Annotated in this window: 22 protein-coding genes; 5 read left to right on the plus strand and 17 right to left on the minus strand. The window is 46.4% G+C overall.

From position 1 onward, the window contains the following. Positions 1-197: 197 nt before the first annotated feature. Entirely contained in the window at positions 198-1,469 is a 1,272-nt protein-coding gene (locus GZ78_RS00490) for an RNA-guided endonuclease InsQ/TnpB family protein (RefSeq protein ID WP_034831913.1), read from the minus strand. Positions 1,470-1,538: 69 nt separating this feature from the next. Here GZ78_RS00490 and tnpA point away from each other — a divergent pair, with 69 nt between their 5' ends. Then, positions 1,539-1,943: an IS200/IS605 family transposase gene (tnpA, locus tag GZ78_RS00495; RefSeq protein ID WP_034831916.1), complete on the plus strand. Its 405-nt coding sequence runs from the start codon at positions 1,539-1,541 to the stop codon at positions 1,941-1,943. 66 nt (positions 1,944-2,009) lie between these two features. Next, the gene (locus GZ78_RS00500; RefSeq protein ID WP_269078744.1) at positions 2,010-2,699 is read left to right on the plus strand and encodes a sporulation protein; all 690 of its coding nucleotides are present in this window, start codon (positions 2,010-2,012) and stop codon (positions 2,697-2,699) included. A gap of 46 nt (positions 2,700-2,745) precedes the next feature. Here GZ78_RS00500 and GZ78_RS00505 read toward each other — a convergent pair whose 3' ends face one another. Continuing rightward, the gene (locus GZ78_RS00505) at positions 2,746-3,549 is read right to left on the minus strand and encodes a M23 family metallopeptidase (RefSeq protein WP_034831919.1); all 804 of its coding nucleotides are present in this window, start codon (positions 3,547-3,549) and stop codon (positions 2,746-2,748) included. Between the two features lie 529 nt (positions 3,550-4,078). Between GZ78_RS00505 and GZ78_RS00515 the strand changes: the two genes are divergently transcribed. Then, entirely contained in the window at positions 4,079-5,401 is a 1,323-nt protein-coding gene (locus GZ78_RS00515; protein ID WP_034831922.1) for a TolC family outer membrane protein, read from the plus strand. Between the two features lie 356 nt (positions 5,402-5,757). Here GZ78_RS00515 and hemG read toward each other — a convergent pair whose 3' ends face one another. Further along, complete coding sequence (gene hemG / locus GZ78_RS00520) at positions 5,758-6,345, minus strand: menaquinone-dependent protoporphyrinogen IX dehydrogenase (protein WP_051785682.1); 588 nt, start codon at positions 6,343-6,345, stop codon at positions 5,758-5,760. A 464-nt stretch (positions 6,346-6,809) separates the two neighbouring features. Between hemG and GZ78_RS00530 the strand changes: the two genes are divergently transcribed. After that, positions 6,810-7,970 (plus strand): glycosyltransferase family 87 protein, encoded by a 1,161-nt coding sequence (locus GZ78_RS00530; protein ID WP_034831926.1) that lies wholly within the window; start codon positions 6,810-6,812, stop codon positions 7,968-7,970. A gap of 116 nt (positions 7,971-8,086) precedes the next feature. Here the strand turns inward: GZ78_RS00530 and GZ78_RS00535 are convergent, their stop codons facing one another. From GZ78_RS00535 to alaE, 11 genes are all read right to left on the minus strand, one after another. Next, positions 8,087-8,551: a hypothetical protein gene (locus GZ78_RS00535; RefSeq protein ID WP_034831928.1), complete on the minus strand. Its 465-nt coding sequence runs from the start codon at positions 8,549-8,551 to the stop codon at positions 8,087-8,089. A 408-nt stretch (positions 8,552-8,959) separates the two neighbouring features. Next, on the minus strand, positions 8,960-9,277 hold the full coding sequence (locus GZ78_RS00540) for a hypothetical protein (protein ID WP_152558470.1): 318 nt from the start codon (positions 9,275-9,277) through the stop codon (positions 8,960-8,962). Between the two features lie 15 nt (positions 9,278-9,292). Further along, positions 9,293-10,981, minus strand: coding sequence for a colicin E5-related ribonuclease (locus tag GZ78_RS00545; RefSeq protein WP_034831931.1), 1,689 nt, complete (start codon positions 10,979-10,981; stop codon positions 9,293-9,295). Between the two features lie 144 nt (positions 10,982-11,125). After that, positions 11,126-11,338, minus strand: coding sequence for a hypothetical protein (locus tag GZ78_RS00550; RefSeq protein WP_152558471.1), 213 nt, complete (start codon positions 11,336-11,338; stop codon positions 11,126-11,128). Between the two features lie 351 nt (positions 11,339-11,689). Continuing rightward, entirely contained in the window at positions 11,690-12,316 is a 627-nt protein-coding gene (locus tag GZ78_RS00555) for a transposase (protein WP_034831936.1), read from the minus strand. Then, positions 12,306-13,172 carry a transposase gene (locus GZ78_RS27020; protein ID WP_161787272.1) on the minus strand — a complete coding sequence of 289 codons (867 nt, stop codon included), beginning with the start codon at positions 13,170-13,172 and terminating at the stop codon, positions 12,306-12,308. Before GZ78_RS27020 ends, GZ78_RS00555 begins: the two co-directional genes overlap by 11 nt. Before the next feature lie 218 nt (positions 13,173-13,390). Next, positions 13,391-14,335 (minus strand): ABC transporter permease, encoded by a 945-nt coding sequence (locus GZ78_RS00565; protein WP_034831938.1) that lies wholly within the window; start codon positions 14,333-14,335, stop codon positions 13,391-13,393. After that, on the minus strand, positions 14,332-15,312 hold the full coding sequence (locus tag GZ78_RS00570) for an ABC transporter permease (RefSeq protein WP_034831939.1): 981 nt from the start codon (positions 15,310-15,312) through the stop codon (positions 14,332-14,334). The genes GZ78_RS00565 and GZ78_RS00570 overlap by 4 nt, the downstream gene beginning before the upstream one ends. A 421-nt stretch (positions 15,313-15,733) precedes the next feature. Further along, positions 15,734-17,293, minus strand: coding sequence for an ABC transporter substrate-binding protein (locus GZ78_RS00575; RefSeq protein WP_034831940.1), 1,560 nt, complete (start codon positions 17,291-17,293; stop codon positions 15,734-15,736). A gap of 121 nt (positions 17,294-17,414) precedes the next feature. Further along, positions 17,415-19,157: an ABC transporter ATP-binding protein gene (locus GZ78_RS00580; RefSeq protein ID WP_034831941.1), complete on the minus strand. Its 1,743-nt coding sequence runs from the start codon at positions 19,155-19,157 to the stop codon at positions 17,415-17,417. A gap of 528 nt (positions 19,158-19,685) precedes the next feature. After that, entirely contained in the window at positions 19,686-20,117 is a 432-nt protein-coding gene (gene alaE / locus GZ78_RS00585; RefSeq protein WP_034831943.1) for an L-alanine exporter AlaE, read from the minus strand. A gap of 420 nt (positions 20,118-20,537) precedes the next feature. Between alaE and thiM the strand changes: the two genes are divergently transcribed. Next, positions 20,538-21,338 carry a hydroxyethylthiazole kinase gene (thiM, locus tag GZ78_RS00590; RefSeq protein WP_034831945.1) on the plus strand — a complete coding sequence of 267 codons (801 nt, stop codon included), beginning with the start codon at positions 20,538-20,540 and terminating at the stop codon, positions 21,336-21,338. An 84-nt stretch (positions 21,339-21,422) separates the two neighbouring features. Here thiM and thpR read toward each other — a convergent pair whose 3' ends face one another. From thpR to menC, 3 genes are all read right to left on the minus strand, one after another. Next, positions 21,423-22,010, minus strand: a complete 588-nt coding sequence (gene thpR / locus GZ78_RS00595; protein ID WP_034831947.1) for an RNA 2',3'-cyclic phosphodiesterase — start codon at positions 22,008-22,010, stop codon at positions 21,423-21,425. An 83-nt stretch (positions 22,011-22,093) separates the two neighbouring features. Further along, on the minus strand, positions 22,094-23,500 hold the full coding sequence (gene menE / locus GZ78_RS00600) for an o-succinylbenzoate--CoA ligase (RefSeq protein WP_051785684.1): 1,407 nt from the start codon (positions 23,498-23,500) through the stop codon (positions 22,094-22,096). Further along, positions 23,476-24,528, minus strand: coding sequence for an o-succinylbenzoate synthase (gene menC, locus GZ78_RS00605; protein WP_034831949.1), 1,053 nt, complete (start codon positions 24,526-24,528; stop codon positions 23,476-23,478). Before menC ends, menE begins: the two co-directional genes overlap by 25 nt. Positions 24,529-24,577 lie beyond the last annotated feature (49 nt).

Genomic DNA, 24,577 nt, shown 5'->3' on the forward strand with positions numbered 1-24,577 from the left:
CAATTCACCTGAAGATTCATGATCACTGACACTTTTACTGCATCTGAGTTGAAACGCATTCTGATACTAAGCGACAATGGACGAACTTATATTTTTGACGGAAGCAGCGAATGCTCGACAAGCTGAAAGCCTCTTTAGGATTTGGTGCAGCAAAGTTGACATCCTCCCCCAGCTAGGTCGCTAGGGGACTCCTATTACTAGGCGGCTACTCTCTCACGATTTCGCCGTGGTTCCTGTTTCTCAGAGGACTCCAACGAACCCTCTCCACAGGCTGACAAGCTGTGACCCAGCTCCCAAATACTTAATACATTCAGTGCGCCAACAATGTCGGCGTTATTTTCATACCCACACTTAACGCACCTGAATGTTTCTTGATTCGGTCTGTTTTCTTTTGACTCGTAACGACAGGACTCTTCAGGGCAGGTTCGACTTGTGTATGCCGGGTTTACAGCGATAACCTCACCACCTCGCCAAGCCTGCTTATATTCGAGCTGTCGTCTGAACTCATACCATCCTTGATCAAGAATAGACTTATTAAGACCCGATTTTGCCTTTACGTTTTTACCCTGATTCTCAGCATTGCCTTTTGCTGATTTTGACATATTCGACACCTTTAAATCCTCAATGACGATTATTGCGTGGTTTTTGCTGATTTCGTATGAGGCTCTATGGAGGTAATCGGATCGGCAATTAGCTATCTTGCTGTGAATCCTGTTAATACGACGTTTCTGCTTTTTCCAGTTTTCAGAAAATTTCACCTTTCGAGAAAGCTTCCTTTGCTCACTGGCAAGCTTTTTCTCATGCTTCCTGTACGAGTTTAAGGGTTTATATTGCTCGCCAGTCGAAAGGGTTACGAATTTCTTAACCCCCATATCAAGACCCACAATCTTTTCAGAGGGGTGTACCGGATCAAGCCGCTCTTGCTCAGTCTGGAAACTGATAAACCAGTGTCCTGATTTACGGGTGATTGTACAGTTTTTGATTTCCCCACAAATTTCTTGGGATTTGCGGAATCTTACCCAGCCTAACTTACTGGGGAGCTTCACCCTGCGGTTTTCTATTCTACAGTATTTTGAAAACTGCATGATACGAATGGAATTATGGGAGTCTTTGTTGCGCTGTTTGAAGCAAGGCTTCTCAAACTTAACCTCTTTCATTTTTCCTGCTTTGAGCTTTGCAAGATCATCAAAATGCTTCCCCCAAGCAGCTCCAAGGTCATTTAATTTTTGCTGCAAAGCTACAGCGTTACCTTGGGCTAAAAAACTGGTTTCCTCTTCTTTTTTCCATGTAGGAAGCCATTTGTGCATGGTGTAAGAGGATGGAATTTTTTCGCCAGACTTCCATTTTTCATTGCAGATGCTCAGGGCTTTATTCCAGACAAAACGACATGTACCGCAGAGCTGCATAAGCCTTTCATGCTGCTCTGGCGTTACGTCCAGTCTGTACTTATATGCCTTGATAATCTTCATTTATGCAATCAGTGTGATATCTTATATGCTATATATAATAGCCCATAATACGGATTATAAAATATCAGTATGCAGGAAATAAAGAAAGGTCGGCACAGTGCTTACAGCCTGCATTGCCACATTGTTTTTGTCACAAAATACAGAAAGAAAGTTCTGGGAGCTTTGCACTTAACAAGACTGAAAGATATTTTTTCTGAAATTTGCGGGAGCTTTGATTCTGAGCTGGTTGAATTTAACGGTGAAGCAGACCATGTGCATTTGCTGGTTGAGTTTACGCCCAAAACCCCGTCTATTTCCAAACCGATAAACAGTTTAAAAGCTGTTTCGTCCAGAAGACTAAGGCAAGAGTTTTGTGATATTGCGGGTGCTTATCGAAAGCCTGTCTTATGGTCGAGATCATATTTTGCCGGAAGCTGCGGGGGCGCACCATTGGATGTAATTAAGGAGTATATCGAGAACCAAGATCAGCCCTGACGGGCTGACGAAATTCACCTCCCTGCTAGGTCGCAGGGAGCACTCTTTCGATTACAGGTAGACACAATACTGGACCATGTTGCCCTGAAACAGGGAGATGAATTAACGGGGACTATTTATATAAAAGGAGGCGATGTTGAGCAGACTATTACTGCCATCAGCCTGACTTTCAACACGGAAGTGAAAGAGGAATCTGATTCCGGGGTCAGTTACCAGACTTTTCCTTTGGATGAGATGGCCATGACATCTTCCTTTGTCATTCATCCCGGCGAAGAAAAGAGCATCCCTTTCACCTGGCCACTCCATGAAGAAACGCCCATCACAGGGCTGAATGCTCGCAGTAATCAATGTCGATTCTGGGTTGAGACCCAATTGGATATTGAGTTCGCTATCGATCCCAGTGACCGTGACTACATCGAGGTCCAGCCCCTACCGGTGATAGCCAGTATTATTCATACCATTGAGCAAGCCGGGTTCGATCTGGAAAAAACCGATGTTGAAAAAGGATTTTTACAAGGCAATGGTTTTTCTTCTCACTCAGGTTGTTACCAGGAAATAGAGTTTCTAAAGTCCGGTTTTATTGGCTCCAAAGAAATCGAATTGTCCTTTATTCTTGCTGACAATGAGATCCACTGTCTGGCAGAAGTCGACAAATCCCTGAGCCTGAAAGACGACCAATACTTCTCTTTCACACTGCCTGTCGATGCTACTGAATCTGATATCAGAGCCGCTGTGGAACCCATTCTTGATGTTTAATTTAAACCGGGGATGTCATTAACATCCCCGGTTTAAATTCCCACACTTACTCAAGCATCATCAAAACCGGATCCAGCCGAACATCAAACCAGTTGGCACGCCAATCAAGGTGAGCACCTGTCACTCTGCCCGTCGCTCCAATCGCACCAATCACTTCTCCCCTCTTTATCTTCTGTCCTTCAACCACTTTTACCTCACTGAGATGTAAATAGCTGGTTGTAATACCAAAGCCATGATCGAGGATGATGGTCCCGCCGGAATAATAAAGATCAGGTTCCGCCATTCTGACAATACCATGGGCCGGTGCAATCACCCCGGCGCCCTCAGGCCCGGCAATATCCAACCCAAAATGAGGCCTTCTCGGCTCTCCATTAAAGAAGCGCTGACTGCCATAGACTCCACTGACCGGTCCTTTGGCCGGCCGCTCAAAACCTGCAAAAAAATCGTTCTGAACCGAATCATATTGCCTGGCTGATTTAACCTTTTGACCTTCGGTACGAATACGCCCGAGCACCTTCTCAGCCGGACTGACGTACTTTCTGGCAATACCTTTAATTCGCTGGATTTTGTAATCACGCCTGGACAGCGTCAATTTGAGGGTTTCACTGCTACCGTCCGGATCTTTCAACAAAAGTGTTTGCTGAAGCAAAGCATCTCGACCAAAACCCACAATAAAACGACCACGCTTCGATACTCTAACCAGCCTGTCCTTATATATGACTTCAGTACCTGGCTTGACCTTGCCTACATAGAAACCGCCTTGAACCAGCTTGGACTTCAGAGATACCGACCCCTGAGCCATCACGCACGGGATTATTAACCAGGAAAACAACAACAGAGTTAGACGCATGAGGACTCCATGTCTACTTTATGTGTATCAACTTTATCGTCATTAAATCATACGTTAGCTCTAACTTATTCAGAAAGTTGTTGTCGTATTTTGTTGTCCTGATGAGTACTCATGTTTCAGAAGCCCTACGGCATTCCGGCAGATTTTACAGATTATGCTAGTTTCAATGAGATCAAACTGGTTACTCCAGTCTCTGGCAAAAATACCGCTGCGAGTTGTCTCTTCAGGCACTCCAGAGGAGACGGACGTCCTGAACTATACCCATTGGATTTCAAGATGCTACTCGGCGACAAGTGAGCGAAGCCCTGTGAGCCTACAAGTAGTAGGTGATCAGGGTGAGCGAACGCTGGCAACAACGTAGCATCTTGAAAGGCGATGGGTATAAGACTTATGTCTGACGAGAAAACAATATTCTGCCCTCCTGAACACAGCGGGCGCGCTGTTTTTCATAAGGTGATCAGGGCAACAGTAAGCGGTAACAGCTTTCAGATAAACATTTGAATTAGATGATTCAGAGGAACTCACCTCCATGAAAATACTTCGTGTGTCTGCGCCGGCATTACTAATTGCAGCTCAACTCCAGAGCATCAATGTACAGGCAGAAAGCCTGGAACAGGTGATCACCAGGACCCTTGAAAGCAACCCTCAGGCACAGGCCTCTCTGAACCGTTTTCAGGCCAGCACAGAAACAGTGAAAGTGGCACGGGGTGGCTACCTGCCCACGTTGGATTTCAAGGCAGGTGTCGGCTCTGAAAGGCTCGACACTCCTTACACTCGTACCGTTGGTTCAGACCAGAAAGACTTCAAGCCTAAAGAGAACGCCCTGTCCCTGAACCAAAATCTGTTCGACGGTTTGTCCACCACCAATGAATACCGCAAGACAAAAGAGCAGAAAGAAAGTCATCGTGAGCTGCTGCGGAGTAAAGCCGAAATGCTCGCTCTGGACGTTGCCGATGTTTACCTTAAGGTCATGGAACAGCAACGTCAGGTCAAATTGGCACAAGCCAACCTGAACACCCACGAACGCATTCACCAGCTGGTTCAGAAGAGAGCAGACCAGGGTGTAGCTAACCAGTCTGATCTGTACCAGATCGAGGGTCGTCTGGCTCGTGCACGGGCCAACCTGATCAATGCCCGAAACAACCTTCGGGATGCTGAAAGCCAGTATTTCCGCCTTGTTAATGACATCCCCAGTGATCTGACGATGCCTCAGGTCAATGACATTGAGCTACCGGGTGAACTGGATGAAGCCATTGCAATTGCCATGAGGGAGCACCCTGCCCTGAGCGCCAGTATTTATGATGTCAAAGCCTCTCAGCATGGCTATGATCAAACCCGCAGCCAGTTCCTGCCCAAGGTCGATCTGTCTCTGACCCAACGCTGGGATCGAGACGTCAATGGCCAGAAAGGAAAGCACGACGATACACTGGCCATGCTCAGCCTTAATTACAATCTTTTCCGAGGGGGTTCTGATAGCGCCAAACGTCAGGAAGCAGCCTATATGCTGGAAGAGAGTCGAGCCAACCAACAAGATGCTCAGCGTCTGGTCACAGAAAGCACCAAAATGGCCTGGTCATCTCTGGACAGCCTGACTTCAGAACAGCCATTTCTGAAAAGACATATGGATGCCAGCGCCCAAACCGTCAAAGCCTATAAACAACAGTTTGATCTGGGCAAGCGCTCCCTGCTGGACCTTTTGGACAGCGAAAATGAAAGCTATCAGGCGCAGCGCGAATACACTAAAGCGAATTATCGTGTGGTTTATGCCCGCTACCGCGTCCTGAACAGCATGGGTCAACTTCTGAAGAAGTTACATATTGGTCTGCCTGCAGGCTGGCATACCGAAAGCTAAAAACCTTATTGATTGACAAGGACGTCGATTGACACGGGGGCTTTTCAAACATCATCCATAACTGCTAGATTGGTAGGAAGCCTGTACAGACAGGCTGAATGAATCTCACCCTGTGGACCTTATCAGGTCACCCAACGTGAGGTTCTAACAATAATAAAAATAACAACAGGTACTGCTCCATGGACATGGATTATATTATTCTCGCCCTGTCTCTTTTTATTCCCATCGTATACGGTTTTACCCTGTTACTGTCACTGGCTCTTGAGCCCGAAGTGTAATCATTAACCCATATCCGCTACAGAAGCGCCTGAAACAGGAACCCTTTGCAAAGATCCTGTTTCATCCCGTTTTATTACTCAGGCACACACCCATTCTTTGCAACCAGAATACCGATTCTGACCTGCATGGCTGTCCAATTGCTGAACAAACCGCTCTGCAAATTTTATCACTCGACACCAATCGGTAAACTCGCAATCTTCTGCAGGCGCCGATGACCCATCACTGACTCTGAGAATCAGACTCAGCAACTGTCTCTGGAAAAAACCATAGCGTGACCATTTAAAAGCACCTGCAAACACTTCCACACTATCGGGACGAAGCGATCCATAACGAAGGTACTTCGTCAGATAGGGATTCTGGTGAGGCTCACTGCGATTGGTCTTTCTCGCAGTCAGGTTAACGGAAAAGAAATAGCAGGGTTTACGGTTAAGCTCAGCAACATTCTGCTCAACGAACCGACAAAAATAATCGTGATGCTGCCCATACCGGACAGAACTGCCTAGAACAAATGCCTCATACTGTTCCAGCCGATTTTTTGTGACCGGACCTTCCAGATGAATCATATCCACATCGTGCCCAGCCCGGGTCACAATTGAGCACATCCGTTCAATAATTTTCTGTGTCTGACCTTCCCTGGATGCAAACAGCATCGCAATTTTGGACATCGCTTAAATATACAACTCTATGGCTAAATCTATAGTGCCGATGATGACAGATAACTTATTAACCAATATTGAACAGGGTCAATAAACCTTGAAAATACGCTCTTCAAATTCCCCACCCCGCCCTCAAGAAACAAAGCCCACGTCTTAAAGTTCAACAAAACCAATACAACGAAAGTATTCAACAGACTCTTTTACCAGGAGGCTGACCGAGAATAGACAGCCCGGCCTAAAAATCCAGAAAGAGCGGCCATCTTTTCGTACTGATCAGAAAACGAATATCTCAGTATTCCCGCAGCCTTTAGACTGACTGGAGTGGCTTTAGGAACTTTCCGGAATACATGGCTACTGGCGGAAAAGGCATTCTCGTCGTATGTTGTAATCTGCCTTAAAAAAAACAGATCACTTTCACCCTGTTTGAAAGTCATTTGTTAACAGTCATAACTCTAAAAAAAGAACGAGTACTGATGAAGGACATAGCCCTCCTTAAAAACCATCCTGCAGCCCTTTTTGGAGTCTTTCTCTGGGGGTTGGCCGTCATTCTGATCTTTGCCAAAGTAGCTCTAGAGCCCGGTCAACATACGGTACTCGACAGCTATTTACTGGGAGCTGAACGGTGGATTGATCAGGTAAAACTATACTCCGGGCCCGGGGGATTCATTTACACTCCTACGTTTGCAGTGCTGCTTGTACCAGTCACCAAACTTCCTGTTTTTCTGGCCGATCTGCTATGGCGAGTATTTATCATCGGACTATACGCCTGGGCCAGCCTTCGGCTGCTGAGCCATTTTCAGGCGTACTCCAGAGAAAAACTCTTTAACTGGTTTGGATTATTCGGCGTGATTGCTGTTCCCATCGCCTTTTCAGGCTTTCGTAACGGACAAATGAATGTCGTACTGATCTCTGCCATGATGCTGATCATCAGTCAGATCATCGAGAAGCGCTGGAACTCTGCTGCTCTGGTTCTGGCTTTGGTTATGAGCCTGAAGCCAACCTTTATTGTCTTTTTCCTGCTGGTAACCACACTGTTCAAACCCTTCTGGCTAAGAGTTCCATTGATGCTGCTGGCTTTTCTGTCATTACCACTGGTGTTTGGCGGGCTGGATTATGGCCTTGAGCAATACAACAACTTTCTGGAAATGGCTGACTCGGCAGTAGAACTGGGAGTTTCGACTCCGACCTGGGCCAGCTTCTTCAATATTCCCATGCAGCTTACCCACCACTCGGTTCCGGAAAACTGGCAAAACATCATTAAAGTTATTCTGGCAGCCATGACCTGGGCAACCTGCTTTTATGCCATTGTTCGTCACGGTACCAAGAACGGCCTGATTTATTTGCTCAGCTTTGCAGCTTGTTATCACGTGATGTTCAACCCAAGAAGTGTCAATACTGACTACATTATTCTTGGTTCAGTACTGGCTTTCTGGTTCACCGCTGCAATCTATCTATGGCGGGATAAAACACTGGCATGGACCACTGGATTAATCTCTCTGGGTGTTCTGTTCGCCTTTGATATTTCAAGAACTCTGGTCACTGACACCACCAGCTGGTTTAACCCTCTGATGGCGGCCGTTTTCACTGGAGTGCTTATCTGGCAGTTAATCAGGAAACGTGTATTTGCCCCCTAAACCGCACCAGAATGGAAAGTCGTTTTGGGATAGTCCTGTCAAAGCGGTGCCTTAGAGACAACTGCGCTTGGAGTTTTTTTCTCGTCACAAAACAGGCCACTTTACTGATGAACCGACTAAGTCTGACATTCACCAAGGTCAGGGTATAGCCCTGACAGCTGCTCGATACGCTCTTTCAAAAGATCAATGTCATCACTTATCCATTGATGGTCCAGACAAGCTGAGTAGAGCTGCTGCGCTGTAGATAGAAAGCTGTCAGCCAAGTCAGAAAGTGGATATAGGTCCATGGTTTTTAAAACCTGAGTATCTCCCTTTATGAAATGAAGACAGCAGATAGAAGTACTCCGCTTTTCTACCATAACTGAAAATGCTCCATCCATATATAACAGTTTTTCCTCCTCAGAAGCACCTGTTTTAAGATCAATTAATGCACGAAGCCACCAGCCCATAATGGTAACAGCAAAGTCATCCCAGCCCTGTTCAGGAAACTGAAAACTTCCCAAACTAAAGAAAATCACACCTGTGATTTCACCACTAAAGTCAGACTTACTTAATGATTCACTTTTTAGTTGAACTATCAATCCAGTAACTCCTTTCTTGTCACTTGGTTGAAGGATATGCAGTCATATTTTTCTTGTATCTTTATTGACCCATATATCAATACCATTGCCACGCAAATGAATCCGGTTCTCTTGAGTTTCAATACGCTTAGGATTAGTCTTGAAATAACTTCCCGATTAAAGCATGAACTCCGTTCACCCTGAGCCTGTCGAAGGGTGGTGGCTCTGGGCTTCGACAGGCTCAGCCCGAACGGGGGGGGTGGTCAAATAAGGAAGTTATTTACGGACTATTCCTTACCGTATCGGTAGGCCTGCCGAACAGCTCTTTCAATTTCATCCCTTGTCATATATTCAGGGAAAAGGCTTTTGTTTGAGTCTTTCATGATTCTGGCACCGCCTTTCTGGTGGCCAGAGGAAATATGTTTCAGATTAGTCGAGCACAAAGCTGTAGCCGTCACTTACTCCATTTTTCAGCATGTGTTTCAAAAATTCTTCAGCCGAATAGACAGATTCGTCTACATATTGCTTCCTTCCAAGACTTGATAAATCAGAAAAGTCTGCAACTTCATCAATCACAGGCTTCACACACTTATCCGGTAGAAACAGATATCCTTCAATACCAAGTATTGCAACTTTATGTAGACGGCACTCTTGAATGAATTCCATACATAACTCTTTTGGAAATATTAATTCTTCTTCATATTCACGAGTATCACCTAGAAATTTTTCAAATATCATTTCTTTCATAATAGATATCACTAATTAGAATGGTGATCGCCAATCATGCTTATTTCTGTCTGATATTTGAACAATTGTTCCATCGTTATTGTTACGAATAACATAATGGCCATCCTCACGGATATATGCAGTTGCAGGATCATCTCTGCGAGTACCGTCAGACTTCCATCGAGCATCTCTGGTTTGAACCGTTTTATGAGGCTTTTTAATTGTATGGAGTATACTCTCTTTATTCCATCCTCGACTTATCATCTGCTTCTCAATTTTCTTTTCAAATTGAGTATATACTGACTTTGCAATTTTACTTGCAACCTTCAGCTTACCCCCTGGCCCTGCCATAGCCAAATAGACTTCACCTGCAACATTGGCAAAATCATCCAGCTCTACCTGGGGGAAACCCAGCCACTGGCAGTCATCGACACGACAATGACCTGCGACCGGCTGAATACTCTCCAGCTCTGCTTGCAGAGTCTCTATACGATTTCTGAGCGTGCTTTTCTCTTGAAGATAAGCTTCATAGTCCTTATTCAGGTCTGCTTTTTTTTCATTCAGCTCAGTCTTCTGTCTTGAAAGGTGACTTAATCGACTCTGGCAATCTTTCAATAATGCGTGAGAGGCACTTATCTCGCCACGACATTGGGCATTTTGTTTTGAGGCTAACGATTCCAAACCCAGACATCGGGATTTCCAGGCAGTCAGTGCATTACGTCGCTGATCACAGATTCGGTTCCAATCACTGAATTCGGAATACCAGGTGTTGTACTCTGTCTTCCAACGGCTGTGTTCATCCTGCCACAACTGCTCTGTGACTGCCCATTGCCAGCAAGCATGATTGGGTATATCAAAGGGGTAACAGATTCGCTCCATACCATTGGGACATGGGTAATTCCAGCCACTGCAACGCTGCCACCAGTCAAACATCAGGTTTTTTCGTTCTGCCTTTACTTTATTTCTGTGGTTTACGATCCGGTTTATTTCTGCTGTCTTTTCATTCCTCTGATTGCATTCATTAATTCCAGTGGCAAGATCCCGGTCATATTCGTCGTTACAGGCATCAACCTGCTGGTTATTGGCTTTTAGCATTTTCTGGCAACGGTGACTCAGCTCATCATGCGTTACCGTGTATTCCTCACACTGCTCAAGAGTGAACTGCTGTTGCCCTTTTACTGCTTCGTAACGCTCCTGCCATGAAGCCAGTTCTTGCTCAATGCTTTCAAATGTCGTCAGCAAACGATCCACTTCCTCTTGAAACGTGGGCATTTCACCCGCTGATGCAAACAGTTTCATTCCCAGAAAGCTTCGACCCGTTTCATTGCCTGCAACCTTCTCATGAGGCGCAAACCTGAGTCGTAATAGTGACCGATAGAGTTCCAGAACCGGTCGTTGATCCGGACTTTTATTTTGCTGATCTGACAAATAGCGATCTGCTGCGGGCCATCGCATAAAAGGCTGTCTGACCATTAGCAGAGCCACCAGAAAATGATGAAGCACTCCTTTATCTTCATCAGGCGCCTGTTCCAATGCGGCAACCCCCTCATTCAGTATCTGTCTCTGTTCCAACAGTTTTTCATGAAACCAGTTGAGGAGTTGCTCCTCAGGCAAGTCCGCTATACCTCGCAGAAGAAACTCGTCGAGCGTTTTCAGCAACCCGTTGTCTTCCTGATACAAGGTGTCCAGATAGATGAAAATACTGTCAGGAACGAATAGACCCATTGCTCTTGATCGTATAAAAAAATGACTAGCCTGAAGACGCTCATTAGGGCTCATAAGCGTCAGATTGAAAGGAACAATACTGTCAAAAATATCTGACCAAGCTGAATAGTTCTGAATCAGTTTTTCAAGGCTTGAGAGTAAAGGCTACTTGTCAGTATTGTTTGAAGTGGCTGCCTTCAAGTCTTCCAACCATGGCGTTTTCTCTTCAAACAGGTAAACCAGAACCGTATTTTCAATCGTTTCAAAATCAGGTTGCGGTTGTCCGGAAGCATTCGCGAATTGACCCTGGCAGGTCAACACCAGCAGCAGGCAGGTCGCCACTAAAACATAGAACGAGTGTAAGAATATACAACTCATGAAAAGATCCATCGAACCTGAGAATGAACCCTACAAAGTAGGTCAGATTAAACGGACTTCAAGGATTGACAAAAATAGAACGTTTGAAACTTTTGTATGAAAGGCTATGAACTTTTCTGAAAGGGCGCATACTGCTGTGCTAAAACGCCCTGCAAAAAGCAATTAAGGAACAATTCCAGAATAACTTCCGTATTTCCGTCATTCCCACGTAGGTGGGAATCCACCACGAACAGTGGATCCTCGCCTTCGAGGCCGGTGCAAAAACCACATCTTGACGGGAACCAGCCCCCAGCACAAAGGCTCTCACTGTAACGTAGGCCTTTGTGTGGGGGCATATCATTCAGGCCATTTTTAGAGCAATACACCCTGACGACGCTGATAGGCTGTCAAAATGCTCCAGATAAGCGCAAAAAGAACCCTAAAACTGGCCGCTACAGCCCGGCTGAGGTTGTAGGCCAGCAGGTGCAGACTGAATTCCAGCTTGACCGACCCCAAACCTCGACGTCGGAAACGGTTTAACCCCTGAACCGTTCTGAGATAACCAAAAACGGGTTCAACCATCGCCTTTCTTTTCTTGAACACCTTTTTAGCGGCCGGGTGTTCCATAACTTCCCGCAAGGTATCTTTGAGGTTATCCACAGCAAAGCGGATAACCCTTCTACCCTTCGTTTTGCTGGTCGTGCATTGCCCTTTTAATGGGCAGTCCTGACAAGGTGCACCTCCGTAAACCCAGCGCGCCTTTGGGGCGGTAATATCTTTTGGAGGATATTGCAGCGTTAATTTCTGCTTTGCTGGACAAGTGTAAGCATCCTCCGCTGAATCATAACGGAAATGTGCTTTCTGAAATTTTTTACCTTTCGTCGGCCGCCCAGACAGCTTGCCCGCTGAGCAAAGCAGGCTGATATCACGATCCAAAGTGGTCGATATTATTGCCTCATTGCAATATCCACCGTCCAGCAGCAGCTCTTCAGATTTCATTGGTGGGATCTACAGCTTGTCCAACCACCACTCTTTTCTCGTTGACCAGGATGGAGGGCGTATAGCCCGGAGCAAAGCCCCGGTTGCGTTTCATTTTCTGAACAATGGCTTCCGGTTCTGTTGGACTGACTTTGGTCTCTTCTGCCTTCCGGCCGCGATCCTTTCGGTTTTGTTTCTGTTCAAGCAATCTATCCAAGACGTCAGCCGTCTGCTCAAGGTCTGCCAGTGTCTTTGGATCTTCTGGATGTTTTTCTGCTTGCCGGTGGGCTTCCTCAAGCGCGGCCCTGGCAGCCTCTTCCTTAATCAGGTTGTAGTTGGAACAGGCAGCCTCAATAGTGGTTCCATCGCCAGCCAGCCGCTGGCCCGAGGGGTTCGTTTTTTTCAATACGGATCGGGTTAACGCGTCAAAGAATTCGCCGGTTAATGATGGCTCATGCATATTGATGAAGCGGCCAATGTTTGCATGATCTGGATGAATACCTCCGCTGATCCACATGCAGCCAAGATCAAGCTTTGCTAGTTTTTCAAGTGCGCGCAACGAAGTCACGCCCTGCATGATGCCGTAAAGAATCAACCCCATCATATGGCGTGGTGCATAGGGAGGGCGGCCAGAACTGGCATAGTGAGCCTCAAAGGCTGACCAGTTTTGCTGGTCAAGCATTTCAGCAATGATAATAGGCGTGCGCTGTTCTGCATTCACCAAGTACTGTTTCAGCAGGACGTTACCCACTGAAATGTCCGCCGGGTCGGGAGCAATAAAGCGTCTTTCTAAGGCTTTGGTGTCAGGTGTGGCCTCAGTATTTTCGGGAAGATCAGCTTCTTGAAACAAGAGGCTGAACTGAGGCGTTCGAATCATTAACTTTTTTTGCTTCGTGGTCATGAGGTAAAGAGTTGAGCAAGCATGAGTTAATCATACTTGCTTGAGGGATTTGCGACAGCCTCCTTCGCGGGGATGACGAACCGCAAAAGGATAATCGGGCAGTTATTTCAGGACTAATCCTAAACATCTGCTTTCTAACTAAGCTCAGTTTACTATGAAAATGCAGCTCTATCAGACCCAATACCCATGGCTGCTTAACCTTTATAGAGCTTGGGGTTGAGCACATCTCTCAACCAGTCACCCAACAGGTTAATCACCAGCACCAATGTGACCAGTACAACACCTGGAATCACAGTGATCCACCAGCTGCCTGAGAAAATATACTCAAAACCACTGGAGATCAGAGAACCCAGAGAAGGTTCAGAAACCGGCATTCCCAATCCCAGAAATGACAAGGCCGCCTCACTGATAATGGCATTCGCAATCTGAACGGTTGAAATAACCAGAATGGGAGACAGGCAGTTGGGCAGAATATGTCTGAACATAATCCGGCCCGGACCAAAACCCATCACCTTCGCTGCCTCTACATACTCTTTCTTTTTTTCCGCTAACACCGAAGCTCTGATGGTTCTTGCATACTGAGGCCACTCAGCAATACCTATGACCAGAATCAACATCCACATAGCCAGTTTGCTGTATAGCTCGGAACCAAAGGACGCCTGGAACAGAGCCAACACAACAATGGCCACCATCATGGTAGAGAAGGAAAGCTGGATATCTGCCATACGCATCAGGAAGTTATCGACGCGCCCACCCACATAACCTGCTGTCAGACCAATAACGATACCCAGCAACGCTTGTAGAATAACGGCAAAGAAACCAATAGCGATGGATATTCTGGCACCATAAAGAATGGTACTCAGCATATCTCTTCCCTGGGAGTCTGTACCCAGTAAAAAGCGCTCATCTCCTTCTTCACTCCATGCCGGAGCAATCTCGGAATCCATGATATCAATGGTCGAGAGATCATAAGGATTTGTCGGCGAGAGCAAAGGAGCCAGCAAGGCTGCCCCCACAATGACAGCAAAAATTAAAGTGGCCACCATTGCCAGACGATCGTTAACAAAACAGTGCCAGATATTGGACTGACGAACCTTCTGCCAGGTGGAAGGCGCTTCTTGAACAGTCAACTCACTCATTGGCTGCCTCCTGCCAGTTTTACTGTTGGATTAATCAGGCCATAAATCAGATCGACCAGAGTGTTAACCACTACAAAAATACCACCGACGACTATCAAATAAGCCACAATCAGTGGTGTATCAACCCGGTTCACCGCCTCCAGGAACATGAAGCCCATACCAGGCCATTGAAAAACGGTTTCAGTCAAAATGGTATAGGCGACCATGGTTCCGATCTGAACACCACCCACAGTAATAACGGGCAACATGGTATTTTTCAGAGCGTGCAGAAAATAAACACGCACTTTCTGTAAACCTTTGGCTTTCGCAAATTTCACATACTCCGTAGACAGCGTTTCAACCATCTCGGAACGAATCAAGCGAATAAACAAAGGCAGCATGATACTGGCAAGAGAAACAGACGGCAGAACCAGGTGAAGCCAACCGCTCTTGGTCAGAAAGCCGGTTTCCCAACCACCAAAGACTGCAGTCAGCTCACCCCGACCGTAGGACGGCAACCAGCCCAGTTCAATAGAAAACAGATAAATACTGAAAATAGCAGTCAGGAAAACAGGAACAGAAATCCCCAGAATACTGATCCCGAGGATGAGTCGGGTTAGGATACTGTTTGGACGGATTGCACTGTATACACCGGCTGGTATAGAGATCAAAATAATCAGCAGGGTTGCGCTAAACACCAGCTCAAGGGTCGCCGGAAGCTTATCTAAAATGACGTCCAGTGCCGGCTCTTTAAAGAAATAAGAGGTACCCAGATCCCCCTGAACGGCCTTCGACATAAAACGAGCATACTGCACTAAAAAAGGATCGTTCAGACCCATTTCTTCACGAAGTGCCTCTCTTTCTGCCTCGGATACGGACTGCCCCACCATCTCTCTGAGTGGGTCCCCCAGATTGTCCTGAATGGAGAAGCTGATCAGGCTGATGACAAACATCACCACCAGACCTTGCATCAGTCTCCTGAATAAAAATAACAACATAAAAAATCCTGCAGCGTTCTTATACTTTGAAAAATGCCGCTGTTCCTGCTAACTGAATCATTTTGAAATAATGACTGTCCACGGCATTTACGGCTCAAGGCTGTTGTAATGAGTCATGCTTTATCGTTGTGATAAAAACATAAACCCTTCGCTCACGGCTGATTTATAGTTTTCTGAATCGGTTCGCTATTACCGTGAAAAATATTTTACCTGGCCATTGTCATATTCAAGGACTTTACAAAATACTTTTCTACGCTCATGGCTGTGTCGAAGAGAACATTGGAAAAAGGGCGGCAACCCTGAACAACAATGCATAACCAATGAAAAAAAATGCTCTATACGATTGACGACTCAAACTGATTTGGGAAATGACCGATTGAGAACGATCGAGAAGGGCCGGCCAAGACCGACCCTATAACGATTACTTCTCGCTGACGACCAGGTCACCCAGGTATGGGAAGTTCATGATATTAACCACTTCCTCAGCATTCACACCTTTACGGGCACCCCAGGCAAGGTTCTGCCAATGCAGAGGTACATAAGCAGCCTCCTGGTACAATTCTTTTTCTACTTCCTGAAGCAGCTTGGCGCGTTTGTCCAGATTGGTTTCCGTTCCTGCCACTTTTACCAGTTTGTCGATAGATTCGTTGCAATAACTGCCACTGTTGTACTGACCCCAACCCGTATTAGCATCCGCGCAGGCCGTCAGGTATTCAGTCAGGTTGGCAGAATCTTCGGTATCTGAGTGCCAGCCAATCATCATGATGTCAGCAGCACGCTCATCAAATGCTGGCCAGTACTGAGCCTTTGGCATCGTTTTCAGGTCAACTTTGATGTTGATACGATTCAGCATGCTGGCAACAGCCTGAGCAATCTTGGCATCATTGATATAGCGGTTGTTTGGCGCCATCATAGTCACGGTGAAACCATCTTCATAGCCCGCCTCTTTCATCAGCTGCCTGGCTTTCTTCAGATCGTAACGAGGCTTCAGATCATCAACAAAACCTGCATAACCTACTGGCCCTTGCTGGCCAGCGGCTGTTGCAAAGCCTTTCATGATCTTTTTAACAATACCTTCGTTGTTGATGGCATGGACAATAGCCTGACGAACACGCTTATCCTTGAATGCTTCAACACGATCCTGGTTCAACTGAAAAGAGATCAGACGAGAGCCGGTCAGAGTAATCAGGTCAGCCTTGTCTGAACGCTCTATACGCTTATGGTCGTTGGGTGGCACAGGGAAAATAAAGTCCACGCCACCAGACAGAAGAGCTGCAACACGTGTCGCATTTTCCTTGATCGGTGTCAGCGTGATGTCGTCAACATTACCCGGAGATTTCTTATCCCAGTAACCATCAAAGCGCTTGTATTGCAGCTTAACACCTTGCTGACGATCACTGACAATGTAAGGTCCTGTGCCGGAGATGTTGCGGGAAGCAAAGGTATCACCGTGCTTCTTGATCAAGCCTTTATCACGACCTTTATCGTCCTGACCACTGTAGAACTGACTGTCCATCGGGAAGATATAGGTCGCAGAATTCAGAACCAGCGGGTAAGGCTTCTTGGTTACCAGTTCAAACGTGTAATCATCAATCACTTTCAATTCAGCGAATGGGGCGAAGATCGCTTTATAGTCCGCGCTGTTAACCATACGATCGTAGGTCCACTTTACGTCCTTGGCTGTCAATGTGTTACCAGAGTGGAATTTAACGCCCTTTCTAAGGGTAAAGCGCATGGTCAGATCATCAACTCGTTCCCACTTTTCTGCCAGACGAGGCTCAAAGCTCAGGTCCTGTCCCCAGCGAATCAAAGGATCAAAGGACATATGCGCCATCTGCAAGGTACCCCCTGACAGCTGCTCATAAGGATCCAGTGATACAGGATCAGCATCATAGGCAATCTTCAGTGAAGCAGCCTGTACACTCATGGCCAATGTAGATGCCAAAGCAACGCCAGCCAGCGACTTAATCATTTTTTTCATTATTTACCCCCAAGGCAGGTCAATAAAATTTTGTTATCTTTATAGGTTCAAGACTGTTTTATACGAGCATTACGACTCGCAGAACTCCTGTAAGCTGGCCAGACACTCAGCCAGCATCCACTCACACCGTTTCGACCGGCGCTTGTTGTTGTATATTTTCCAGCCCCTGACGAGAGAGATGGTCCATTTTTGGCATCAACTCAATCAGGTTCTGTGTGTATTCATGCTCAGGAGCAGTGAATAACTTTTCTGTCTCACCCACTTCTACCAGAATTCCGTGCTTCATGACCCCAACCCGGTCACACATCTGACGGATGACAGGCAGGTCGTGACTGATGAACAACATGGTCAGACCCAACTCCTCCTGAAGATCTTTCAGCAAATTCAAAATCTGGGCCTGAACTGAAACGTCGAGAGCCGATGTCGGTTCATCACAAATCAAAAAACGGGGACGAGTTGCCAAGGCACGGGCAATGGAAATACGCTGACGCTGACCTCCCGAAAACTCATGCGGGAACTTGATTCCAGCCTTACTCCCCAAACCAACGTGATCCAGCAGGTCTTTGGTAATCTGCCTGATTTTCTGTTCGGACTCAGCCAGACCATGAAAGCGAATAGGCTCAGCAATAATGTCGTTGACCGTCATGCGTGCATTCAGGCTGGAATAAGGGTTTTGAAACACCATCTGAATCTGTCGTCTGAAAGGCTTGCGAGCCTTTTCATCCATTCGGGTAATATCATTTCCTGCAAAGAAGATCTGCCCTGAATCAGGCTGATATAACCCTGCAATAACGCGAGCAATAGTTGACTTACCTGAACCAGATTCCCCCACCAGGCCAAACGTTTCACCATCACGCACTTTGAATGACACATTATTGGATGCAGTCACATAGCGGCGATTTTTTTTCAGAAAGGCTGACTGGGTTTCAAATTTAAGCACGACATCTTCAACACTCAGAAGATTCTCATCTTCTATCGCACCAAAGGACTCACGCTGACCCAACCAATGATTTTTGACATCAATGCTGCGAGTTTCAACTTTCTCAATGTATTCAACTCTGGGAAAACGATGCAGTTTTACGTCAGTTCTTGGAACCGCACTGATCAAACTTTGAGTATAAGGATGTTCCGGGCTTTCCAGAATCTGTCGGGTTTTGCCAATCTCTACCAGCTCCCCCATATACATAACGGCCACACGGTCAGTGACGTTTGCAATAACACCCATATCGTGGGTTACAAAGACACACCCGACCTTTCGCTCTTTACAAAGTTCGCGAATCAAATCGAGAATTTGATTCTGGATGGAAACATCCAGGGCGGTGGTGGGTTCATCCGCAATAATTAATTCTGGATCACCAGCCAGAGCGATAGCAATAACCACTCTTTGGCGCATACCGCCGGAGAATTGATGAGGATATTGCTTAATCCTGATTTCCGGCTCAGGAATTCCTACCGCTGCCAGCATTTCTATTGCTTTGGAAAATGCTTCTGAAGGATTTAACCCAAGGTTTTCAGTCATTGTTTCAACTAATTGGGTTTCAATGGTCAGGAGCGGGTTTAATGACGTCATAGGGTCCTGAAAAATAAACCCAACGCGCCTGCCCCGTATTTTTCGAATGGCCTCTCCGGAAAGACCGGAAATCGTTTCACCATTGAGGCTGATTTGTCCACCAGCCACCCGACCAGGAGCACTGAGCAAATCTATAATGGCATTCCCTACCGTAGACTTGCCCGCTCCGGACTCCCCCACCAGCCCCAGGATTTCACCTTTGGCCACTGTGAAAGATACTCCCTTTACTGCCACTGCTGATCCGTGGCGTGAAGGAAATTCAATGCGCAAGTCATTAACTTCCAATAAGGACATGCTCCCCCCCTCAAATTCATTGTGAAAATGCAGCTGATTTGTTTGTACCTGACTGAATTAACGAGAAACCTTAAAAATAGTTATGCAGTTAATCGTTTTTCAGTCAGACATTTTTGGTGCTGACTGCTTTTTCATCTAATTCTTATTGGTGCTTTGCAAACTCTGTCGTTTAAAATTCAGGCGAACTTATGCCCACTACAACAAAAGGGTCTGATCAAAACATCGGGGCCTGAAAGGTGCACATTCGCCTTTTGGCAAACACTCTGTTTATACATTCGCGAAACGACCAAGGCAGTAGTTGTGCGAATCCGGGATCTACCGGACGACGCTGCAATTGCATAAAGAGAGGCAACCAGGACTGTTTAATTCCACTGTAAGCAGAGTTAAAAAAGGCAACCCGTACAACACATTCGGGCAAAACTGGAGAGAACTATAACCAGATAGTCAGAAAATAGGAAGCCCCCGATAGATAAATACCCCTATTTGATAGGTGTATTTGTCGGGAATTTGATGTAGAAGGAAGTACTTTCAGGCAGCTCTCATACTACCTGAAACAAACCAGTTACGGCAAAGCTGCATGTACACACCATAGGGTCGAGCCATCAGCATCAGCGCTCCGATTTGACCCAGAGATGCAGTAATAACCTGCTCAACTGTCGCTCCAGTGGTAGCAATCAGTGCTGCATAAACTGGAATCTGGAAAGAGACAAATGCCACAGTATCCAGAACTGTGTCGCCTACTTTTCTCGACCCAAAAAGATGACTGAAACTCATTGCCCAGTCTCGATACATGCCATAAGGACGGGCAATTAACATATTGACAGGAATACTCATCAGTCGTGACTGCAGAGACTGCTCAATACTCAAGCCCGCCACCAGAATCTCAACTAACATGCCAACAACCAATCCAAAGCTGATCAGGGCAAATGTATCTGCCAGCGTTTCGCGTTTAATAGACATGTCACTCCCCCTGAATTCAGACAATAGAAAGCCTCTGACGTAAATAACATCAGAAATAAACTGAAAAAAATAACAACCACATTAAGTTGGCCGGCACAGGCTAATCGAAAAATCATGTGATTGAGACACCTGTGCCACGCGGCATAATTTATACCTGGAACGGTCGATTTACAACAGTTAATAACTTTGTTTTAAACTCATTTTTCAGAGCTTACCACCACACTAAAAACCCGCAACAGAGTAATAATCCACACATGAATTTCAAGACAAAAAGTCTCACTACCAACCCATTAACTTGTTAATCGATTAGCCCGACATTGCCTAAAGATTGATCACTGAATTAACTGTCAAACTGGACTAAATCCCTTGGGACACCATAATGTGCTGAATCTTCCTCTATGAACCTGATGGTATTCAGCCATGCATAAAGAAATTGCGAATTGTTTGCTCATACTCAGAGAACAGCAACCTGTTGTTCATAACATTACCAACCAGGTCGTTATGAATAATACAGCCAATGCACTGCTCGCCATCGGGGCATCACCGATCATGGCTCACGCTGAAGAAGAAGTGGCAGAAATGGTCACTCTTGCAGGCGCTCTGGTCATCAATACCGGCACCCTCACCCGCTCTCTGGTTTCATCCATGGTGCTAGCTATTGAGAGAGCTAATGAACTGGGAAAGCCCTGGATTCTCGATCCAGTTGGAGCTGGCGCAACGACTTTCCGGCTCAATATGAATCATGAATTGCTGCAACTAAAACCCACTGTCGTTAGAGGCAATGCTTCTGAAATACTCTCTGTACTGGCAGGCGAAGCCTCAGGCAAAGGAGTAGACAGCATTCACGACAGTTCCTCTACGCTTGGCACGATACAACACAGTGCCGCCGAACTGGGTATAGTAATGGCAGTGACGGGGGCTGTAGATTATGTAACTGACGGAAAACGACTGGCAGCCATCAGCAATGGACACCCTATGATGGCCAAAGTAACTGGCACAGGCTGTTCAGCAACAGCCGTGACAGCCGCATTTTTAGCGACTTGTGAAGACCCATGGCTGGCAGCCCTTTCCAGCTTGAGCTGTATGGGCATTGCGGGAGAAGTAGCCGTAGAATTAAGCAAAGGGCCAGGCAGTTTGCAAATGCACCTGCTCGATCAGCTTTTTCTGCTTAATGAAAGCATGATTAGAAACCGCCTCCAGCTAAACCTCGAATCGTTTTAAAAACCCAAACCGCAGATGAAAAAAAACCCTGTTTTCTGTGAAAGAACAGGGTTTTTATTCAAAGGCGCATCTGGAAAGCTGGAATCAGGCAGATTTTGCCAGTGGCTGCAGTGGAAACACTTTCAAAACAGAGTACTGAGTACCTTCCACTGTCGTTTCACTCTTCATTAATACCACCTCATTAACCGTCATACGATAACTGGGCATATTAAAGAAATGACTGTGCGTCACGTGGTGATGCTGTCTGAAACGGGCCAGGGTCACATGAGGCCGAAAATTACGCATTTCACGACGCATACCGCATAAGCGGGCACCTTCCTCACAAATTCTGGAAATCGAGTTCAACTGCTGACCTGAATGCATATTCAAAGCCAAGGCCCGGGGTCGGTGTGCATCAGGAAAAAACTCAAAACAGCCAGTCATACAGTCAAATCCGCAAACATTCGATAGTGACTTTTCAAAATAGCTGGAAAACTGCTCAAGGTTTTGCTCGTCACATTCACCCAGAAAGCGCAGTGTTATGTGTTGCTGCTGTGGTACCATCCAACGCAACTTATGCTGAAGGACATCACCGGCCCGGTGCTGCGCTTTCTTGTGCAGTGTCGCAGCAAGGTCCAGCGGAATCCTGACAGCGATAAATGCACGGATGGTTTTTTGATCTTTTGTTTTCATCAGACACTTCAACTATCGCCGCTTACTGCCAGCATTATGCCTTGGTCTGGTACAGATGGCGACGACAATCAGTTAAAAAACGATTAAGAGTTTGCAAGCCTGTCAGCCAGTGCTTGCAGGGTTTGACGATTGGGCTTGAGGCCGGTGGGTATCTGCTCAACCGGAAGCAAGCGAATCCTATCGGGAATCTTGAATCGGCTAATAGTGCCTGCAAGCTTTTGTTTTGTAAATACTTCATTCAGAGAACCTGATTCGGTTTGTACAAATGCAAACGGCCTTTGTCCATACTCGTCGTCGCTTACTGATACCACAACAGCCATTATGATGTCGTCAATACTGAGTAAAGCCTTTTCAATTTCTTCAGGATGGATGTTTTCTCCTCCGGAAATGAGCATGTTATCTATACGACCAATAACGATTATTTGGCTACCCGCCCACCTTCCCAGATCCCCCGAATGATACCAACCCTCTTCATCGACGAAGGGAAGAACCTCACCACCTTCAAAATACCCGGGTGATAATGTCTGGCCTTTAACCAGGATCTCACCGGAAGGTGCTATAGAGACCTCTCGAAAAGGCAACGGTTCGCCAGACGTCACACCAGAAGCAATAAAGTCAGGAGACCCGGTACAGACCTGAGAGCTCATTTCTGTCATTCCATAAGTGGTCAGAATTCGAATACCTCTCTCCTGAACCCTGGAAACCAGCTCTGGTGAAGCATACCCTCCCCCCAGAAGAATACATTTGAGATAGCTTTTATCCAGAGGCCCAGCCCCTCGTACCAATAACCTGCGTAACTGGGTATTCACCAGAGAGACGTGGCTGATCCGCTGTTCCTCCAGCAACTGCTGCAATGACGTTTTCTGGGCATCTATAACCATTTCCGCCCCAGCCAGAAGACAGCGGATGACTATGCCAAAACCGCCGACATGGAACAGAGGCAGTGACAATAACCAGCTATCGTCTTCTGTAAGTGGAATACGGATCAACGAACCTTCTGCACTGTATAGATGATTTGCAAAAGTGTGGCTTACTGCTTTGGGAACACCGGTAGTACCCGATGTTGCAATCAGATCAAAAATAGCCTGGGGATTTATTGCCAGCCTGACTTCGGTACACATTACCTTGTCTGATTGAGAAGGCCACTTCAGTCTCTTCATTGCCCCACGTTCTTTCTGCAGTGACCATTGAGCACCTATCTTCTGACAATACTGCTCTTTCTGCTCTTCAGGCATTTGGGGATTGATCGGGCAATAGACCCAGTGACTCCTCAAACACGCAACAATCAGCGTTACGGCATCCAGAACATGGACAGGTGGAGCCAGTATTCGATCTCCTTTCTTAACCCCCTGCTCATGAAAAGAACCACGAAGTGTTTCTACCCTTCTATCAAGCTCAGCTCTGGAAACAGCCTGTCCATCAAGACGGATAATACTCCGGCGTGGATCTTTGAGAACCCACTCCCTCAGAGGGCAGAATGATAACTCCATACAATCTCCATGTTATGGGTTAAATCAAAAGGCAGAGGCTTACCAATGTCAGGTAAAAGGCAAAATTCCGGAGAACGAAATGCAGAAAGCGTATCAAGGCCTGCGCTTTCCAGAGGATCACATTCAAGGCTGAGCTGTTCGATAATCCCCACACCCAGAGCACTTTCAAACGATGAGCTAAATACGGTTCTGAGTTCGCTCTCTCTGGCCCAGGCAGCCAGAGACTGGCATTTGGCAATACCCCCCACCAGAGTCGGTTTCAATACAACAGCCTTGAGCCCATCAACAGCCTTGAGCCCATCAACAACATTGAACGGAACCATTTCTGGCCGTTTCAAATTGACAGCACATGCCTGCAGTGTTTCATCCAGTGCATACCCCATACCTGTTGCCTGAAATAACTGAGGGAAGTCCCCACAATCACCAGTCGGCTCTTCGATATAACTGATCCTGTTAATGGGTACCTGCATGGAAAAGTCGATAGCCTCATCCAGTGACCAACGCTGATTGGCATCCAGCCGAAGATTTATCTGTTCAGGGATACGTTCAAGTATTTTTTTTACCGCTTCAACATCCTGCTTGATGGCATTGCGCCCAACCTTCAACTTAAACTCCCTTGGCCAATCTCCCTGCCAATGGTCAAGACGCTCAAGTGAGGATTCATCAGCCCCCATGAGCAAAGGCGCACTGGGCGCCTTTTGCCGACACCATTTCTTTTTTCCAGCACTGAATCGAATACTTTCAATAGCGAAAGCAACAGAGGGGAACATAAGGTTTTGATCCACAGTCCCCCGAGTACAGTAAAGCTCTGCGGCATGCTTTAGTTGCATCAGAGCCTCTGAAAGAGTTTCCTGGCTAAAATCAGTCAGTGGAGAGGCTTCTCCGTAGTGAACAAGCCCTGCCTGATCCACCATTTCCAGAATAAATCCTTCACGCTCAGTCAAAGTCACAGTCTTTAAAGGAAGGGACTTTCTTAGTGGCTGTCGGTAGCGATAAATATGACATGACTGGAATAACGCTTGCTTCATAGACGGCTGAAGACTCCTGTACCAGTGCGACTGGCTGTGTGCTGCAGAG

Source organism: Endozoicomonas numazuensis (genome assembly GCF_000722635.1).
GTDB classification, from domain to species: domain Bacteria; phylum Pseudomonadota; class Gammaproteobacteria; order Pseudomonadales; family Endozoicomonadaceae; genus Endozoicomonas_A; species Endozoicomonas_A numazuensis.

Excerpts from the sequence above, each read along its gene's own strand:
- GZ78_RS00490 (WP_034831913.1), bottom strand. The coding sequence starts at position 1,469 with ATGAAGATTATCAAGGCATATAAGTACAGACTGGACGTAACGCCAGAG.
- tnpA (WP_034831916.1), top strand. The coding sequence starts at position 1,539 with ATGCAGGAAATAAAGAAAGGTCGGCACAGTGCTTACAGCCTGCATTGC.
- GZ78_RS00505 (WP_034831919.1), bottom strand. The coding sequence starts at position 3,549 with ATGCGTCTAACTCTGTTGTTGTTTTCCTGGTTAATAATCCCGTGCGTG.
- GZ78_RS00515 (WP_034831922.1), top strand. The coding sequence starts at position 4,079 with ATGAAAATACTTCGTGTGTCTGCGCCGGCATTACTAATTGCAGCTCAA.
- hemG (WP_051785682.1), bottom strand. The coding sequence starts at position 6,345 with ATGTCCAAAATTGCGATGCTGTTTGCATCCAGGGAAGGTCAGACACAG.
- GZ78_RS00530 (WP_034831926.1), top strand. The coding sequence starts at position 6,810 with ATGAAGGACATAGCCCTCCTTAAAAACCATCCTGCAGCCCTTTTTGGA.
- GZ78_RS00540 (WP_152558470.1), bottom strand. The coding sequence starts at position 9,277 with ATGAAAGAAATGATATTTGAAAAATTTCTAGGTGATACTCGTGAATAT.
- GZ78_RS00545 (WP_034831931.1), bottom strand. The coding sequence starts at position 10,981 with ATGGGTCTATTCGTTCCTGACAGTATTTTCATCTATCTGGACACCTTG.
- GZ78_RS00550 (WP_152558471.1), bottom strand. The coding sequence starts at position 11,338 with ATGAGTTGTATATTCTTACACTCGTTCTATGTTTTAGTGGCGACCTGC.
- GZ78_RS00555 (WP_034831936.1), bottom strand. The coding sequence starts at position 12,316 with ATGAAATCTGAAGAGCTGCTGCTGGACGGTGGATATTGCAATGAGGCA.
- GZ78_RS27020 (WP_161787272.1), bottom strand. The coding sequence starts at position 13,172 with ATGATTCGAACGCCTCAGTTCAGCCTCTTGTTTCAAGAAGCTGATCTT.
- GZ78_RS00565 (WP_034831938.1), bottom strand. The coding sequence starts at position 14,335 with ATGAGTGAGTTGACTGTTCAAGAAGCGCCTTCCACCTGGCAGAAGGTT.
- GZ78_RS00570 (WP_034831939.1), bottom strand. The coding sequence starts at position 15,312 with ATGTTGTTATTTTTATTCAGGAGACTGATGCAAGGTCTGGTGGTGATG.
- GZ78_RS00575 (WP_034831940.1), bottom strand. The coding sequence starts at position 17,293 with ATGAAAAAAATGATTAAGTCGCTGGCTGGCGTTGCTTTGGCATCTACA.
- GZ78_RS00580 (WP_034831941.1), bottom strand. The coding sequence starts at position 19,157 with ATGTCCTTATTGGAAGTTAATGACTTGCGCATTGAATTTCCTTCACGC.
- alaE (WP_034831943.1), bottom strand. The coding sequence starts at position 20,117 with ATGTCTATTAAACGCGAAACGCTGGCAGATACATTTGCCCTGATCAGC.
- thiM (WP_034831945.1), top strand. The coding sequence starts at position 20,538 with ATGCATAAAGAAATTGCGAATTGTTTGCTCATACTCAGAGAACAGCAA.
- thpR (WP_034831947.1), bottom strand. The coding sequence starts at position 22,010 with ATGAAAACAAAAGATCAAAAAACCATCCGTGCATTTATCGCTGTCAGG.
- menE (WP_051785684.1), bottom strand. The coding sequence starts at position 23,500 with ATGGAGTTATCATTCTGCCCTCTGAGGGAGTGGGTTCTCAAAGATCCA.
- menC (WP_034831949.1), bottom strand. The coding sequence starts at position 24,528 with ATGAAGCAAGCGTTATTCCAGTCATGTCATATTTATCGCTACCGACAG.